This is a genomic window from Deinococcus carri, assembly GCF_039545055.1.
Taxonomy (GTDB): Bacteria; Deinococcota; Deinococci; order Deinococcales; family Deinococcaceae; genus Deinococcus; species Deinococcus carri.
In genome coordinates, this window is the sequence record NZ_BAABRP010000004.1 from 53,576 (window position 1) to 69,771 (window position 16,196).

Here is a 16,196-nt window from a genome sequence, read left to right on the forward strand (position 1 = left end):
TTCTGCTAGGTTGAAACGGTTCCATGCCCACCCCCGAGCGCCGCCAGTCTTCACTCCGGCGTCCCGCACCCCTGACTGAAGTTCCGGCAGGTGGCGAGGCGCTGCGGCGGCGCGTGTATCTGTGGGCGACGGGGCTGGGCGGCCTTATCCTGCTGCTGCTGTGGGTCTTGCAGCTTCGCCGCCCGGCCCCGGACCTCTTTGCGCTGTACGGCTATCCGGTGCTGCTGCTGGAATGCCTCTGGGGCCTCTTCTGGCTGCTGGGGCACCGGTCCCTGCTGGTGGCCGAGCGGGCGACGTTCCTGCTCAATGCACTGGCGGTACTGGCCCAGCTTTTCCTGGCGGTGCTGACCGGGGATGGACAGGCGCTGACGCTGTCCGGGAACGCCTACTGGCTGCTGGTCGCCGTCTCGATTCTCAGCTACCTGATGTTCAGCGCCCGGCAGGGGGTATGGCTCTCGGCGGGTTTCTATACGCTGGGGGTCGTGCTGCCCTGGGTCGCCCTGGGCCTGCGCGGCCAGCCGCTGCCGGGGGCGGCGGACCTGCTGCGGGTGCAGCTCTCCTGCGGCGCGATCCTGGTGCTGCTGTACAGCCTGGCGTGGTACCGCGAACGCTTCCTGCTGGAACGCGGCCACCGCCTGACGCTGGAGCAGCTCGTCAACACCGACCCCCTCACCCACCTGCCCAACCGCCGCGCCCTGTACGCCGCCATCGAGCGGCTGCTGGAGGAGGTGCGCCAGGGCACGCCCGGCTGCCTGATCCTGCTCGATCTGGATCACTTCAAGCGCATCAACGACACCTTCGGGCACAACGCGGGCGACGGCGTGCTGCTGGAAAGCGCCCGGCTGCTGCGCTCGGCCCTGCGGGACAGTGACGACCTGGGACGCTGGGGCGGCGAGGAGTATCTGATTGCCCTGCCTGGAGTCACGCCCGAGCAGGGCCGGCAGATCGCGGGGCGGCTGCGGGACCGGCTGGCCGCCCACGTCTTTCCCGGCGTGGGCCAGGTGACGGCCAGCTTCGGCGTCACCCCCTGCACGCCGCACGACGACCTGGGCAGCAGCATGGCGCGGGCCGACCTGGCCCTCTACGCCGCGAAAGCCGCCGGACGCAACCAGGTGGCCCTGCGGGAGGCGAACCTGATGCAAGAGAACCCGGTGCAGGAGAGTTGATACGGGCTTTGATCGGCTTCCAGAAGTTCCGGAGAGACCATCATGTGTTCTTCCAGCGCCCCCAGCCGGCCGTTTCTTCTTTCAGCGTCCGCGACCCCCCTCAAGCGAGGTGGACGCGGCGGCGGGACAGCCCCTGGGGCAGTGCCGTGACCGGTTGCCGAACCTTTCCGAGCCGAAACGAGAGAGAAACCGTGATGAGGGCGGCGCGCCGTGGAGGTGCCGCCCCGGACCTGCGCCGCCCTAGAATGCAGCCGGATAGAGACCAGTTCACCGGCAGCGGCACCGCCGTCGCCCTCCCCGATCTTCAGGAGACTTTCCATTCATGACCACCGACACCAAGGCCATCCAGATTCTGCTCGTCGAGGACAACCCCGCCGACATCCTGCTCACCGAGGAAGCCTTCAGCGAGGCGCATTTTCCCCACCACCTGCACTTTGCCAAGGACGGGGTCGAGGCCCTGGGGTTCCTGCGCCGCGAGGGCCAGTACGCGGGGTCGCCTGTCCCCGACGTGATCCTGCTGGACCTCAACATGCCGCGCATGAGTGGCCTGGAACTGCTGGACGTGCTCAAGGCCGACGACGCCCTGCGCAACATCCCGGTTGTCGTGCTGACCACCTCGCGCGCCGAGAGCGACATCTGGCGCAGCTACAACCTGCACGCCAACGCCTACATCCCCAAACCCGTGACGATCGCGGAATTTGTAGACGTCATCAAATCCTTCGAGAACTTCTGGTTCTCCATCGTAGCCCTCTCGCCCAAACAGCGACCCTGAGGCACAGGGACAACCTGCGTCCCTTCGGCGCAAGGTTTCTGCTGACTGGCTGGTCTGCCCCGAGGCTGCGACAGATGTGCGACACGCCCGCGCCATCCTGCCTGCCGGAGGACCACCGTGGGCGACCCCGAACGGCACGAGACCGAAGCGCTCCCGCAGCGCGAACCGCATTCCCCGCGCCAGGCCGAGCGCCTGCGCCGCCTGGAGGCCGACCTGCGGGTCCGGCCCCAGACCAGCCGCGAACTCGCCGCGCTCTACGGCGTGCCGCTGCGCACCGTTCAGCGTGACCTCCAGACCCTGCGGAAGCTGGGCCGGGGCGTGGAGACACACGCGGGCCGCTCTTTCATTCCCGATCCCCGTCCGGCCCTGGGTGCCGTCGAGGTGCTGACGGCCCATGCGGCCCTGCGCCTGCTGTACCACCTCGCGCCCGCGCACCATCCGCACGCGGTCGCCATCCTGCACAAGCTCGCGGGACAGCTGCCCGAAGCGAACCGCCACCTGCTCGACGCCTCGGTGAGTGCCGCCCCGGAACCGCGTGGTGACGACCGGACACTGGAAACCGTCGCCCAGGCCTGGAACGAACGGCGGGTGCTGCGCTTCGACTACCGGCAGCCCGGCGGCGAGGTGGAGCGGGGCAACGAGCTGTGCGTGTACCTGCTGGACATCCACCGCAGCACCCTGGCCCTCTCCGTGACTGGCCTGGAACGCCGCCACGACCACGCCCTGCGCACCTTCAGGCTCAACCGGATGGAGTCGGCGGCGCTGTTGCCTGACCGCTACGACATCCCCGAGACCTTCAACCCACGCGAACACCTCACCGACGCCTGGGGAATGGCGGGCGCGACCCCCCCGGTGACGGTCCGCCTGCGCTTTACCCCCGACGCGGCCTACGCCGTGCTGGAGGGGGGCTACCCCCAGGCCAGCGAGCCGCTGATCTATCCCGACGGCAGCGTCGAACTCGACCTCCAGGCCGGAGCGGATGCGGGAGGCGTGCCCCACGAACTGCTCCCCTGGCTGCTCTCGTGGGGCGCGCGGGTGGAGGTGCTGGAACCGGAACCGCTGCGTCGGCACTGGCTAAACGAACTGCGGCTGGCCGTGCTGAGATACGACCCCGAGGCCTCGCGGCGCGGAACAGACAAGCCCGAGCAGGGCAGCCACGCGGAGAAGTTGCTGTCGCTCAGGCAGGCGACCTGATCCTGGCCTCGCGTTCGAGCAGAACAAGCAGAACAGGGAAGGGGACGTCCATAGCACGCCTCCTTCCCTGTTCTGGCCCTGTTCTGGCGAAAGCCTAGCTCCTGCCTGGGGCTACGAGATGAAAATGAGTCCTTGACATCTTGGGGACAGGCAAGCCCCTCCGTCACCCCCTCACCCCAGCCCTCTCCCACGAGGGGAGAGGGGGTAGGCAATTCATCTTGATGTCAACAAAGCAGCTTAATCCCGTATTACTTCGGCTCGTTCTGAATCACGATGCGGCCCTCGGGCTGGGCATCGACCGTGGGGTGCGCCTTGAAGTAGTTGACCAGGATGTCGATGTCGAGGGTGCCGGTGTCGAGGCGGCGGCCCTTGGCGTTCTTGAACACGTCGAAGCCGTCGCCGCCATTCGCGGTGAAGGTGTTCATGGCGACCGTATAGGTCTTGTTGTCGTCGAGGGGCTGACCATTGAAGGTGACGGCAGTCACGCGGCTGCCGGCGGGCTTGGAGAGGTCGAAGGTGTAGCTCATGCCCTTGGAGACGTGCAGGAACTGGCCCTTGTTCTCGCTCCAGGTGGCGACGCCGTGTTCGAGCGCCCGCTTGATCTCCGCGCCGGTCAGGTCGAGCACCGTCAGGGTGTTGCCGAAGGGCTGCACCGTGATCGCTTCCTCGAAGGTGATCGGCCCCGCGTCGATGCTGGAGCGCACGCCGCCGCCGTTGACAAAGGCGATCTGCGCCCCGGCCTTCTGCGCGGCCTCCAGGGCGGCGTCGGCCAGCACGTTCGCCATGCCGCTCTCGCGCTTGCGGACGATCTCGCGGTTGCCGTTGAGGCCCTGCACAGTGTTGCCGATCACCTGACGGCGCAGGTTGGCGATGGGCACGCTGAGCGTCTCGATCATGCGCTTGGCGGTGGGGTCTTCCGGCAGGTCGGCGGACACCGCGATGGGGTTGCCCTCGTAGGCCGTCACGGCCCCGTTGTCGTCGAACGTGACCTTGAGGCGGCCCAGCACCTTGCCCCATTCCCAGGCGGCGACCAGCAGTGTCCTGTTGCCGTCGGGGTTCTGCACGACGGTGGGGTAGGGGCCTTCGGGGGTCGGGAAGTCCTTGTTGTCGAAGGTGCCCAGCAGCGTGTGGCTGTGCCCGCCCACGATCACGTCGATGCCCGGCACGGTGCGGGCGACTTCCTGCTCCAGGGTGTAACCCAGGTGCGAGAGCAGAATCACCTTGTTGATGCCCTGGCCCTGGAGCGCCTGCACGCTGTTGCGCAGGCTCTGCATCAGTTCCAGCATCTTCACCCGGTCGCCGGGGGAGCTGATCAGCGGCAGGTCGGGCGTCACGGCACCGATCAGGCCGACCTTCTGCCCGCCCACGTTCAGCACGGCGTAGGGCTTGATCAGGTCCTTCAGGCTGGCTTCCTGGCTCACGTCGAGGTTGGCGGCCAGCAGCGGGAACCGGGCCTTCTGGGCAAAGCGGGCCAGCGCCTCGGGGCCGTTGTCGAACTCGTGGTTGCCGACCGCCATCGCCTGGTAGCCCTGGAAGTTCATGAACAGCACGTCGGCCAGGCCCTGGTAGACGTTGTAGAACAGGGTGCCCTGGAAGGTGTCGCCGCCCGAGAGTACCAGCGGGTTGGGGTCCTGCGCGGCGTAACTGCGGACCAGCGCCGTCTGGCGGGCGTAGCCGCCGTAGGTGCCCTGGCCAATCTTGACTGGGTCGAGGTGACCGTGCAGATCGTCGGTGTGGAGAATCGTCACGGTCAGGGGCGCAGCGCCCGCCACGGAGCCGAGCAGTGCGGCAGAAAGCAGCCAGAATTTCATCACGCCTTTATCATAAAGGGTGGAAGGCGGGAAGTGGTCAGCCTGCGGTCTCCTCCCCCCGCAGGAGCCTTCAGCGGACCACGAGCAGCTTGAGGATGGACGTCTTGCTTCCCGTGTCGCCCGTGGCCGTGAGGGTCACGTCGTAGGTGCCGGGGGCCGTGCCCGCCGGGACGGTGAAGTCCAGTTCGGCCCGCCCGGCATTGAGGGTGGGGGTCAGGGTCTGGCCCAGCATCTCCACCCGCAGGGTGCGCGCGCCGGGGGCCTGCACGGTCAGGTGCACCTGGCCCGCCGGAACCGCCGTGCCCGGCGAGAGGCGGCCCAGCACGGCCAGCGTGCCGCTCGTGTAGGTCGTGACGGCCTGGCGGGGCGGCAACGTGGCTCCCAGCGACACGCTGGGGGGCCGCTCGCCCGCCCGCAGTTCCAGCCGGACGGCCTGCCCGGTGGGGACATAGCCCTCGGGGAGGTTGGCGGGGTTCAGGGCCAGGGTGTAGGTGCCCGGTGGGAGCGTGCCCAGGCGCAGGTAGCCGCGGCTGTCGGCCTGCACGTTGCGGCTCACCGCCCCCGACAGGATCACGCCCGCGTAGGGGATGGCCTCCTCGCCCGCACCGGGGGTGCCGCTCCGGTCGGCGTCGTGGAAGATCAGCACCTCCAGGTTCACGACCGGCGCAAAGGCGACGTTCTGCTCGGTCCGCCCGTTCTCGGTGACCTTCACAGTCGGGGTGGAGAGGGCCTCCAGGGTGGCGGGCAACCCCGCCGGGAAGGCGAGCGGGTAGGCCCCCACCGGAGCGCGCACGCGGTAGCGGCCCTGCGCGTCCGACACGCCGCTGGCCGTGCCCACCCGCACGGTCACGCCCGGCAGCCCCGCCTCGCCCTCGTCGCGCTGGCCGTTCAGGTTGCTGTCGCGGTACAGCACGCCCTGCACCTCCCCACCGATGCGGCCCCCGAAGGTCCGGACCAGCAGGTCGGGCGTGGCGAGCACCCGCGTCAAGTCGTAGGTCACGCCGACCCGGACGCCCTGGGTCAGGCCACCCGCCGCCAGCCCGTTCGGGGCGTAGAGGCGGTATCCGGCACTGAGGTTCAGGCCCGGCAGCCCCACGTCCCGGACGCCGAAGGTCAGGCCGAGTTGATCGGGCGAGCGCACGCTCTCGCCCAGGGTCAGCGAGGCGTGGCTGTAGTCCAGCCGGGTGCTGAAGCGGTCGTTCCAGTCCCGCGTCCACGACAAGGCCAGCGCGTGCGTGATGCCCAGGCCATTTCCAGCGAGGGCCAGCCCGGTCCGGCGCTCGTAGCTGTACTGCGCCGTGAAGGTGTTGCGGTTCCAGGCATATTCGCCGGTCAGGCCGAAAAACAGCCGGTCGCGGTTCACGCCGGTGGGGGCCGGGTCGCGTGCCCACTGCGCCGAGCCGGAGGCGCGTAGTGTCCCCACGCTCAGGGCGGCGCTGGCGTCCAGCGTCTGGGCCAGCGCGCCTGGCGTATCGTCGTCGGAGGCCAGGGTGTAGGCCGCCGAGGTGACCAGCGAGCCGCTCCGCACCCGAAAGGCCGGGGGCGTGATGCCCGCCGTGACCTGCCAGGCGGTGGCCGTTTCCGGCACCGTGCCCCCCTGCACGCGCCCCGAGAGGCTGGCCCCCAGGCCGCCCTGACCGCTGTAGAGCAGCAGGCCCGAAGCGTTCCAGAGCAGGCCGCCGGGCTGAAGCTGCACGCTGGCCGCCGCCCGGACCCCAAAGGGCCGCAGACTGCTGAGGCCCCCCGACAGCCCGAAGGTATGTATCCCCGCCAGACTCCCGCTGTAGGTCTGGGTCAGGTCGAAGGTGGGGGTGGCGTAGGTGAGCTGCTCGGTGCCGAACAGGGTGCCCTGGTAGCGGCCCTCGGTGCTGAAACCCACGCCGCTCAGGCCCAGGTTCAGACCCAGGTTCGGGGACAGGCGGCGGCCATAGCGCACGCCCAGCGTGTCGGTGCGGCGGCTCTGGCCCGCCACACTCAGGCCGCTGGTCGCGGCGTCGATGTCCAGCGTGCCGCCCGCCAGCGGCGTGCTGGCTCCCAGTCCCGCGCCGTAGAGCCGCCCGTCCGGCAGGGCGCGGTACTGGGCGCGCGGGCTGAGCCGCCACTTCCCGGCCAGCACCACGGCGCTCACGCCGAAGCTGTCCCGGCCCCCGTCCAGACTCAGGGACCAGCGTTTGCCGTCCAGCCGCAGTCCAAAAGTAAGGTTGCTCGGCAGCGGCCGGTCCAGGCTGCCGTCCAGGCCGGAGACGCTGGCCCCGCCCTTCACGTAGTCGGAAAGCTGGCCGGCGACGCTGGGCTGGAGGGCATAGCGCAGGTAGGTGCTGCGGCCCGCCGGGGACCAGTCCGCGCCCGCCTCGACCGCCGAATGCACGCTGAAGATCAGGCGCGGTCCCTCGATGGCCGCCGCACTGCGCCCGGCCAGCGAGGTAAAGGTGCTGTCGGTACGCGTGCGTGCCACGGCCTCCGGATCATGCGAGGACACGGCCTCCAGGAAGAAGATGTAGCGGTAGCCCTCGGAGACGCTGTCGAGCTTGAGGGAGACGGTCACCGTGCGGGTTTCGCCGGGTTGCAGCGTGACCTCGTTCGCGCTGAGCTGGGGGCGACGGTCCACGTTGGTGACGCTCAGGCGCACCGTGTCGGTCTGGTTGCCCAGGTTCGTGACCTCCAGCGGAAAACTCAGGATCTGGCCGGGTGTTCCCGTGATCAGCGGCGGGCTGCGCAGGGCGACGCGCGCCCGCGGCAACACCCGCACCGCCGCCTGGGTCCGCGCCACCTCGCTGCCGCCCCGCAGCGCCCGCAGCACAATCGGGGGGGACTCGCCCGCCGGGGCCAGGGCCGGAACCCGCAGGGTCACCGGGATCAGCGTGCTGCCGCCCAGTTGCAGGGTGCGGGTGCGCGTGACCGGCTCCCAGCCGGCCGGACTCAGCACCTCGAACACGTATTCGCCCTGGCCCTGCACCGTGAAGGTCAGCGTGGCGTAGCCGTCCGGCAGCGCCTCACGGGTCGCCGGGGCCGTCACGGTCAGGCCCGCCGACTGCGCCAGGGCCGTCAGCGGCGGCAGGGCGGGTGGGGCGAGCAGCAGCAGCGCCAGCAGGGTGAGGCGGCGGGACATGCAGAGAACTCCTTCCCCGTGGGGCAGCGGGGACCGCGGACTCAGGACAACAGCTCAGGGCCAGATCATCAGGGCCAGACCGGGAAACGCAGCCTCAGGGCAAAACCAGGGCCGTAAAGGCCACGTCGAAGGCGTAGGCCCCGCCCGCCTCCGCGCCGGTCAGGTCCAGCGCGAACTCGATCTTCAGCGGCAGCCAGCCCAGCGACGGCCCGACATTGCTCAGGACCACCTGCGGCGTGCCGGTCACCTCGGTCCAGGGACCGTCGTTGACGCGGTAGTGCAGTTGCTGGCTGGGCAGCGCGCGGCCCTGGGCGTCGGGCTGGGTACGCACCTCCATCTGCACGGTCCAGGGCCGGGACGCATTGGAAAACACGCTGAAGGCCTGCGGGGCCGACAGGTAGCGCACCGGGAACTGGGCGGGCGGATAGTTGGCCGGATTGATCTCAAAGGTCACGGGGGTTCCCGGTCGGCGAATGGAAATCACATCCGGGATCAGGGGGCGCACGGCCGCGTCCGTTTCCGCCGGGGCGGGGGCCGGGCTACCGGGCAGCGGCACACCGGGCAGCGGGGGCACGCCCGGCAGGGTGCCCTGGGCGCGGCCACCCGTCAGCAGCAGGGCCAGCAGCAGCGCGGACAGCCGGGCGGTGGGCAGCGGGCGTGCGCGGCTCACGGCTTGCCTCCCGGCCCTCCCGTGGTGCCCGCCGGGGCCGTGGCGGGTGCAGGTGTGGCGGCGGGCGCGGCGGCAGGTGTGGCGGCCTGAGAGCGGGCCTTGAGGTCAAAGGGCAGGGTCACCACATGCTCGCCCAGGATGTCCTTGTTCTTGTCGCCGTTGTTCAGGATGACCAGGGCGCTGTACTGCCCTTTGGGCACGGGTCCGGCCCAGGCCGACTTGAGCAGCACCGTGCGGCCCGGCAGCGCCACGGTCAGTTCCAGCGGGAGGGTCGCCACGAGGTCGCCCCTGGCGTCGCGCAGTTCGACCCGGCCCCGCACCCCGGTGGCGGCGTTGCCGGTGTTGGCGTACTGCACGGCCAGTTGATAAATATCCGTCTCGTTTTTGGGGGGGGCATCAAAAATCCCGGTGATGCTGCCCTCGGCCTTGATGGGCTGCACATTCACGTACATGGTGTGCGCCACCCGCAACCGGAAGGAGGCGAGCGTCTTGCCGGGAACCGCCGCCGGGTCCTGGGCCTCGAACATCAGCATGGCCCAGTGGGTGCCGGGCGCAGCGTTCGGCGGAATCTGAATGGTGTAGCGGACCTGCTTGGTTTCCAGGCCGCCCAGCTCGATCTCGGAGGGCGTGAAGGTGGTCCAGGGGGCGCTGCTTTCCTTGACGGTCCCTACCGGCGGAAACTCGGTTTCGCCCGTCTCACCGATGTTCATGTCCGAGAGGTACGCGACGATCCGCAGCTTCTGGGCCGTGCTGTTGGGGTTGTAGATGTTCAGGACCTGGGTGATCGCCTGGCCGGGCGCGGCGCTAAAGAGCTTGGTGATCGGGTCGACCCCGACCGTGGCCTGTGCGGCCGCAGTCGCGGGCAGCAGGGAAAGCAGCAGGGGAAGCAGACGGGCAAGGGGACGCATGAGGCCTCCGGGTCAGGTCAGGGGGTGGGGCGGGGCGCGCGGGTGGAATCAGGGGAAAGACCTGAAACGGATTCCGGTTGAACAGTGATGCAACAACTGCGAAACCCGGCTGGAAGGAAAGGGGACGGATTCCAGAATGAAATGAGCCTTCGGCGCTTTCCCGCAGGAGAACGGCTGGGGCCGGAATCCGTTCGAAACGGGAACGGCAGCAGAAAAGGGACGACGCCCACGCGGACGCCGTCCCCCGGAGTTCAGGGCTTGCTGGCCGTGGTGGCGTCCGAGTCACCGATCACGAAGGCCGAGGCCTTGGATTCCAGCGTGTAGGTCAGGATGGCGTTGTTGTCGCCCGCCTTGTCGCCGTCCACGACCACCGCGATCACGACCAGATCGTCGAGCCAGCTGGTGTTCTGGCGGCAGAACTTGGTCGCGTTGCTGGTCACCGTCTTGTCGGTGAAGGTGACGTTGCCCGCCGCGCGTGCGCCGGTGGTGCCCTGGGTCAGCCGCATGGGAATCAGCTCGCGCGTCGCGCCGACGGGCAGCCGGTAGAGGCCGGTCCCCTCGCCCCAGGTGTCACAGGGGTTGTCCTGGATGTACATCATCTGGCGGCCCATATCGGCGTTGGCACCGGTCGGGGTGTTGCGGCTCACGCTGAGCTTGAAGTTGCCCACGTTGGAGAATTTCTGGATGATGAAGCTCCGGTAGCACACGAAGTAGGCCTTGCTGGCGTTGTCCACCTCGGCCCCCGCGCTCGCCTGCGTGACCGGCGGGTACGAGGTGACCTTGGCTCCGCCGTCGATGCTGACCTTGCCGAAGGTGTTGGCATCCGGGATGTACTTGGTGCCCAGCGGCAGGGTCTGGGTCTGGTTCCAGAAGTCGGTGCCGAGCTGGGAATCGACGTCCGTCCCGTTCCCCTTGCCGTAGGCGCAGTACCAGGTGCCGTCCTGGTTCGCCAGTTGCGAGATGTCGAAGGTCAGTTGCGTGGCGTCGAGGTGAAGCGCGGTCGCCTGCGGCAGTTTGAGGTTGACGGTCTGCGTCACACTGGCGGTCGTGGTGCCTGTCGCAACGGCGTCCGGCCCGCCGGTTTCCCCGGACTTGGGGCTGGTGGTGATGGTCTGGGCGCTGGCAACGGCGAGCGTCATCAGTGCGGCGGTCATCCAGAATTTACGCATGTTCTTTTCCCCTTTTCCTTCCCTGCTCGCGGTGATCTGCCGGTAAACCGAACCCCCCCTGGGCCTGATCTCTGCGCATCGTCCCCCTTGCAAGAACCTCTGCACGTCTGCGCTCCGTTTCCTGCGTGCGCCGTCAGGGTAATGAACAGCGCGTTACAGCCCGGTTAAAATCCACATAAAGTCCTCACCGGGTGTCTCACCGCTCAGAAAGCCCGTGCACCCGCCCCCACCCCAGCTTTCCCAGGGAGCTATCAAACGGGGAAATGCGTCCTGCACGCTATTGCGCTGTGGCTCGGCCTCGCGGGAAACACCTGCCACCACCCCTGCTTAGCGAAAGGAAGGAATGTCAGGACACCCAGGAGGCGTTAATTTTTGAAGACACCCTCATGTGAGTGGAAGGCAGGAGAAGGAAAAAGCCTCTCCAGGAAAGGCTTTCTGCAATTAACGTCTCTTATGGGCTGAGAAACGCCATATTCATGTTGAATGGACCTTGCCCTCATAGATTTCTCTGGGCCAAGGCGGCGCTCAGGTGCGTTGCCGCATGTCTCGGGCGACAACTCTACGGAGCGCCGCCCTCATTACGGGTTCTCACTCTGTTCGGCCCAGAAAGGTTGCCGAACCTTTCTGGGCGACGCCCAAAACCGTTCCTAGCGCGCTGTCCCGTTATGGGCTAGGGCAAAGCGGGCCGCCGTCTCCGCATGGTCCCGCCACGCCACCGTGACGCCGGGAAGCTGGCGGACCAGCGCGGCGGGAAACAGTGGGCTGACCCGGAGTGCGCCCCCCGTCGCCGTGACCGGCAGGAGACCGGCCCGCCCCTGCACCCGCCGCGCCAGGTCCGCGAGCGAGCGGGACGCCTCGTCCAGCAGGTGCGCGGCTACCACGTCCCCCCGGTCGGCGGCGCGGCCCACGGCGGGCGCGAGGGAGGCAATGGCGGCGGCCCCCGGCCTGCCGTAGGCGAAGGCCCGCAGCGTGTCCCAGTCCAGGCCGCCCGTGAGCGCGGCGAGTTCTTCGGCCAGCGGCGAGGACGGCACCTCCCCGGCATCCAGCGCGTCTGTCACCCAGCGCAGGGCCGCCCGCCCCAGGCTGAAGCCGCCTCCGTCGTCCCCCAGGCGGTAGCCGCGGCCCCCTGCCCGGAACACCACTCCGTCCCCGGCGACGTGATAGGCGATACTGCCCGTCCCCGCGTACAGCAGAATGCCCGCCCCCGGCGCGAGGTGGGCGCGGTAGGCGAGGTCGAGGTCGCCCTCCACGCTCACCCGTGCGGCGGGCAGGCCGAAGGTCTGGGCCAACGTGTCGCTGACGACAGCCGCGAACGGTGTCCCGGCACTCAGGCCGGGCAGACCGGCGTGCAGCAGGTCGGGCCGGGCGGGGAGAGCTTCTGCCAGGGCCGCGAGGGCCGCTCTCCCCAGTTCGGTGGACAGCAGCGCGGCGGTGAGGGGTGGGGCCACCCCCCCGGCCAGCCCCTCATCCCCCCGGACCAGCGCCCACTGCGTGCCGCTGCCCCCGGCATCCAGTCCCAGCGCGAGGAGAGACTGAGGGGAAACAAGCGGCCGCCTCAGGGCAGGGCCAGCGGCGCGAGGTCGGTCACGCGGCCGGCCGAGGCAGTCACGAGGTCACTGTGTACCTCACTGGACACCCCGCCTGCCGCCACACGCACGGCCCGTCCGGGCACGCGCAGGAAGCCGTAGCCACCCGCCGCGTTCGTGGTTGTGCGGGCGAGTTCGCGGCCCCCCTCGTCCAGCAGGCACACCTCGCGCCCGCCCAGGGGACCGGACGCCGCCGTCAACGTGCCGCGAATCGCTCGGAAAGTCTGCGGGTCGGGCCGCACCCAGCGGGCGGGCGCGGCGAAGGGACCGCCCGGCCCCGCCAGGGTCAGGATGAGTTCGGGCAGGGCGTCGGCGGTCGTGCGTTTGCCCGCGTTCACGTCGGCGGTGGGGGTGCGGTAGGAGTACCCGGCCCAGCCCAGGCCGCTGCTGCGTGTCTTGCGAACCTGGGCCAGCGTGCTGCGCGGGTCGTTGAGGTAGATGGCCGCGCCGCTGACCTGGGTGGCCCACGGCGCGCGCACCTTCAGGCCCGCCGCGTAGGCCGCCCAGGTGTTGAACCACCCCGCCTGCTCGGGCACGAAGTCGCGCTTGTAGTTCATCATCACGTTCACGTCGAGGTAGCCCTCGCGCACCCAGGTGGCCCAGTCCTGCAAGACCTCGTTGTAGGTGCGAGTCGCTCGGAAGCCCTCGTCGGTGGTCGGCCCGGCCCCGTAGGTGATGGTCGCGGCGTTCACGCTCACGTCGGGCCGCACGGCCTTGACCGCCAGCGCCGTGTCGCGCACCAGATTCGTGACCTGGGTGCGCCGCCACACGGCCCAGGCGGGATCCTCGGGGGCGGGCGTGCCCTGGGCACCCGTCTCGGCGCGGTACCGCTCCAGCGCCGTCTCGTTGTAGCCCCAGCCATTGGGGCCGCCCACCGGGTTGTAGTCGGGGTAGCGCACGCGGTCGAACTGGATGCCGTCCACATCGTAATTTTTCACGACGCTGACGTACATGTTCCTGATGTACTCGGCGGCGTCGGGGTGGCCGGGGTCGAGGATCCAGTCCGCGCCGCCCTTGACCGTGCCGTCGAACTTCTTCATCAGCCAGTTGTCGCGGCCCTGTCTGTCGGGGCCGTGGAGGTTGAAGGCGTGGTCCGGACTTTTCGGCGGCGTGGGCGAGTTCCAGATGGCCGTCGTGATGATCCAGGCGTGGACCTGGATGCCCAGGGGGTGCGCCTTTTCGATCAGGTACGCCAGGGGGTCGAAGCCCTCCGGCACGGCGGGGTCGTCGGTGCGCGGCATGGCGGCGCGGTTGCAGTAGCAGTCGCCGCGGCGGCCCACCTGCGCGAACAGCACGTTCACGTTCATGGCGCGAGCGTCCGACACCAGCCGGTCAATCTCGGCGGGCGTCTTGAGGCCGGGGCCGAAGGCGTCCACCCACAACCCGCGCAGTTCGAGCGGGGCGCTGGCGGGAATCGGCACGGGCTGCGCCCCGGCCAGGGACGCGGCGAGCAGAGCGGAAAGCAGGGCAGTCTTCATGGTGGTCTCCCCAGCATGGGCGGCGAGGTGTGATGGAGGGGCGTCAGCGGCCCTGCGCTTACCGGCCCGGCGTTTTACCGGCTCTGGGTATCCGCCGCGTCGCGCAGCGCGTCCCCGAAGAAGTTGAAGGCCAGCACCGCCAGGAAGATGAACAGGCCCGGAATCAGCAGCCAGGGATACAGGCGCAGCGTCTGGAAGTTCTGCGCGTCCTTGAGCAGCAGGCCCCAGGAGGTCATGGGTTCCTTGATGCCCAGCCCCAGGAAGCTCAGCGCGCTCTCGCCCAGGATGTAGCCGGGCAGCGCCAGCGTGGCCGTCACGACCAGGAAGGAACTCAGGTTCGGCGTGATGTGGCGCAGGATCACCCGCAGGTCACGCGCGCCGATGGCCTGCGCGGCGGTCACGTACTCCAGCCCCCGCGCCGCCAGCACCTGCCCGCGCACCACCCGCGCCAGCCCCGCCCAGCCGATCAGGGCCAGCACGGCGACGATCCCGAGATAGACCCAGGTGGACGGCCAGCGCGCCGGAATCAGCGTGGACAGCGCCAGCAGAATCGGCAGGCGCGGAAAGCTCAGCAGCACCTCCACCACCCGCTGAATCAGGTTGTCCACCCACCCGCCGAAATACCCGCTGACGCCCCCCAGCAGAATGCCGATGGCAAAGGAAATCAGCACGCCGATCACGCCCACCGTCAGGCTGACCTGCCCGCCCACCAGTGTGCGCGAGAGCAGGTCGCGGCCCAGCTGGTCGGTGCCCAGCGGGAAGAAGTACGAGCCTTCCGGCACGCCGAAGAGGTGCAGATTCGTGGGCACGCCCAGAAAGCGGTACGGCTCCCCCCGCACGAACAGACGCACGGGAATCGGGTTCTCGCGGTCCTCCACGTTCTTGCGGGCGAACGTGACCGGGTCGCGCTCCTGTTTGAACCCGTAGACGAACGGCGAACGCAGGTGCCCCTCGTGGACGATGTGCAACTGTTGTGGCGGCTGGTAGCTCAGGCCCTCGTGCTGCGCGGTGATGTTGTACGGGGCCAGAAAGGGCGCGAACAACGCCGAGGCATACAGCAGCACCAGCAGCCATCCCCCGATGACCCCCAGCCGCGACTTGCGATAGCGCCGCCACGCGAGCACCCAGGGTGAGGGGGTGGAAGTGGGGGCGGGGAGGGTGGTCATGGATGCCCCCGGTGGTCAGTGGTGAGTGGGAAGTGGGAAGTGGAAAAAGCGCAGCGGAGGCGGGGAGCAAAAGCCAAAGCTCCCACTAACCACGGACCACTCACCACTAACCCCTTCACGTGTACCTCACACGCGGGTCCGCCCACGCCAGCGCCAGGTCCGCCAGCAGGTTGCCCACCAGCAGCAGGAACGCACTCAGCATCAGCAGGGTCAGGGCCGTGTACTGGTCCTTGTTGATCAGGCTGTCGTACAGCAGGGGGCCGATGGTGGGCAGGCTCAGGACGATGCTCACGATGATGGTGCCGCTGATCAGGGCCGGGAGGCTCAGGCCCGCCAGGCTGATCAGGGGATTGATCGCGTTGCGGACGGCGTGCCGCCAGATCACGCGGTGCTGCGGGAGGCCCTTGGCCCGCGCGGTGCGGATGTAGTCCTGGGTCAGCACGTCCAGGGTGGAGGCCCGCATCTGCCGCATCAGGCCCGCGACCCCCTCCAGTCCCAGGGCGAGGACGGGAATCCACAGGTGCTTCAGCAGGTCCGCCACCCTCGCCCACGACCAGGGCGCGTCGATATACGCCGGGCTGAAGAGGCCGCCCACGTTGGTGCCCCCCAGTTGCAGCACCAGCGCGACCAGCAGCAGCGCGGCCAGAAAGTCGGGAATGGCGAGGCCGACATAGCCCAGAAAGTTCGCCACGCCCGCCGCGAGGCCGTGCCGGTTGAAGGCGGTGTAGAGGCCCAGCGGCACGGCGACCAGCCAGGAGAACAGCAGCGTGATCAGACTCAGGAACACTGTCCAGCCCAGCAGATCACCTATGACGCTGACCACCGGGCGGTTTTGCAGGAAGGAGTAGCCGAAGTCCAGCCGCGTCACCACGCCCCACAGCCAGCGCCCGTACTGCACGATGGCGGGCTGATCCAGGCCCAGTTGACGGCTGATCGCCTCCGCCGTCTCGCGGGTAAAGCGTGGGTCTTCGAGGTACTGGTCGGTAAAGCTGCCCGGCTGAAGCTTGATCACCGCGAAACACACGGCGCTGATGATCAGCAGGGTGGGAATCATGCCGAGGATTCGGCGCAGGGTATAGGTCAGCATAAGGGGGTTGTAGGGTGTGGGCAGTGGGCTGTAGGAGCTTCAGCTTTGGCCGTACGCCCCAGCCGTGCTTTTCCCACAAC

The 16,196-nt window shown here is 69.0% G+C and carries 12 protein-coding genes; 3 read left to right on the forward strand and 9 right to left on the reverse strand.

Going from position 1 to position 16,196, the window contains the following annotated elements; all coding sequences use genetic code 11:
* Positions 1–23 precede the first annotated feature (23 nt).
* The 3 genes from ABEA67_RS07670 to ABEA67_RS07680 all read left to right on the forward strand — a co-directional run bounded on the left by ABEA67_RS07670 (position 24) and on the right by ABEA67_RS07680 (position 3,132).
* A complete protein-coding gene (locus ABEA67_RS07670) occupies positions 24–1,166 on the forward strand; it encodes a GGDEF domain-containing protein (RefSeq protein ID WP_345463326.1) in 1,143 nt (380 codons plus the stop codon).
* A 322-nt stretch (positions 1,167–1,488) separates the two neighbouring features.
* Complete coding sequence (locus tag ABEA67_RS07675) at positions 1,489–1,938, forward strand: response regulator (protein WP_345463329.1); 450 nt, start codon at positions 1,489–1,491, stop codon at positions 1,936–1,938.
* 117 nt (positions 1,939–2,055) lie between these two features.
* Positions 2,056–3,132 carry a helix-turn-helix transcriptional regulator gene (locus ABEA67_RS07680; RefSeq protein WP_345463332.1) on the forward strand — a complete coding sequence of 359 codons (1,077 nt, stop codon included), beginning with the start codon at positions 2,056–2,058 and terminating at the stop codon, positions 3,130–3,132.
* Positions 3,133–3,380: 248 nt separating this feature from the next.
* On the opposite strand, the gene ABEA67_RS07685 is transcribed toward ABEA67_RS07680, so the two are convergent.
* The 9 genes from ABEA67_RS07685 to ABEA67_RS07725 all read right to left on the reverse strand — a co-directional run bounded on the left by ABEA67_RS07685 (position 3,381) and on the right by ABEA67_RS07725 (position 16,116).
* Entirely contained in the window at positions 3,381–4,943 is a 1,563-nt protein-coding gene (locus ABEA67_RS07685) for a bifunctional metallophosphatase/5'-nucleotidase (RefSeq protein ID WP_345463728.1), read from the reverse strand.
* A 70-nt stretch (positions 4,944–5,013) separates the two neighbouring features.
* A complete protein-coding gene (locus ABEA67_RS07690) occupies positions 5,014–8,052 on the reverse strand; it encodes a hypothetical protein (protein ID WP_345463335.1) in 3,039 nt (1,012 codons plus the stop codon).
* A gap of 94 nt (positions 8,053–8,146) precedes the next feature.
* Positions 8,147–8,722 carry a hypothetical protein gene (locus ABEA67_RS07695; RefSeq protein WP_345463338.1) on the reverse strand — a complete coding sequence of 192 codons (576 nt, stop codon included), beginning with the start codon at positions 8,720–8,722 and terminating at the stop codon, positions 8,147–8,149.
* Positions 8,719–9,630, reverse strand: coding sequence for a hypothetical protein (locus ABEA67_RS07700; protein ID WP_345463341.1), 912 nt, complete (start codon positions 9,628–9,630; stop codon positions 8,719–8,721). The genes ABEA67_RS07695 and ABEA67_RS07700 overlap by 4 nt, the downstream gene beginning before the upstream one ends.
* Before the next feature lie 251 nt (positions 9,631–9,881).
* A complete protein-coding gene (locus ABEA67_RS07705; protein ID WP_345463344.1) occupies positions 9,882–10,799 on the reverse strand; it encodes a hypothetical protein in 918 nt (305 codons plus the stop codon).
* A 647-nt stretch (positions 10,800–11,446) separates the two neighbouring features.
* On the reverse strand, positions 11,447–12,358 hold the full coding sequence (locus ABEA67_RS07710) for an N-acetylglucosamine kinase (RefSeq protein ID WP_345463731.1): 912 nt from the start codon (positions 12,356–12,358) through the stop codon (positions 11,447–11,449).
* Entirely contained in the window at positions 12,355–13,863 is a 1,509-nt protein-coding gene (locus ABEA67_RS07715; RefSeq protein WP_345463347.1) for a family 10 glycosylhydrolase, read from the reverse strand. Before ABEA67_RS07715 ends, ABEA67_RS07710 begins: the two co-directional genes overlap by 4 nt.
* A gap of 74 nt (positions 13,864–13,937) precedes the next feature.
* Positions 13,938–15,029, reverse strand: a complete 1,092-nt coding sequence (locus ABEA67_RS07720) for an ABC transporter permease (RefSeq protein ID WP_345463350.1) — start codon at positions 15,027–15,029, stop codon at positions 13,938–13,940.
* Between the two features lie 115 nt (positions 15,030–15,144).
* Positions 15,145–16,116, reverse strand: coding sequence for an ABC transporter permease (locus tag ABEA67_RS07725; protein WP_345463352.1), 972 nt, complete (start codon positions 16,114–16,116; stop codon positions 15,145–15,147).
* Between the last annotated feature and the right edge of the window lie 80 nt (positions 16,117–16,196).

Bases quoted from the DNA above. Each gene is read 5' to 3' on its own strand.
- ABEA67_RS07720 (WP_345463350.1), bottom strand. From the start codon at position 15,029: ATGACCACCCTCCCCGCCCCCACTTCCACCCCCTCACCCTGGGTGCTC.
- ABEA67_RS07690 (WP_345463335.1), bottom strand. From the start codon at position 8,052: ATGTCCCGCCGCCTCACCCTGCTGGCGCTGCTGCTGCTCGCCCCACCC.
- ABEA67_RS07715 (WP_345463347.1), bottom strand. From the start codon at position 13,863: ATGAAGACTGCCCTGCTTTCCGCTCTGCTCGCCGCGTCCCTGGCCGGG.
- ABEA67_RS07670 (WP_345463326.1), top strand. From the start codon at position 24: ATGCCCACCCCCGAGCGCCGCCAGTCTTCACTCCGGCGTCCCGCACCC.
- ABEA67_RS07725 (WP_345463352.1), bottom strand. From the start codon at position 16,116: ATGCTGACCTATACCCTGCGCCGAATCCTCGGCATGATTCCCACCCTG.
- ABEA67_RS07700 (WP_345463341.1), bottom strand. From the start codon at position 9,630: ATGCGTCCCCTTGCCCGTCTGCTTCCCCTGCTGCTTTCCCTGCTGCCC.
- ABEA67_RS07685 (WP_345463728.1), bottom strand. From the start codon at position 4,943: ATGAAATTCTGGCTGCTTTCTGCCGCACTGCTCGGCTCCGTGGCGGGC.
- ABEA67_RS07705 (WP_345463344.1), bottom strand. From the start codon at position 10,799: ATGCGTAAATTCTGGATGACCGCCGCACTGATGACGCTCGCCGTTGCC.
- ABEA67_RS07675 (WP_345463329.1), top strand. From the start codon at position 1,489: ATGACCACCGACACCAAGGCCATCCAGATTCTGCTCGTCGAGGACAAC.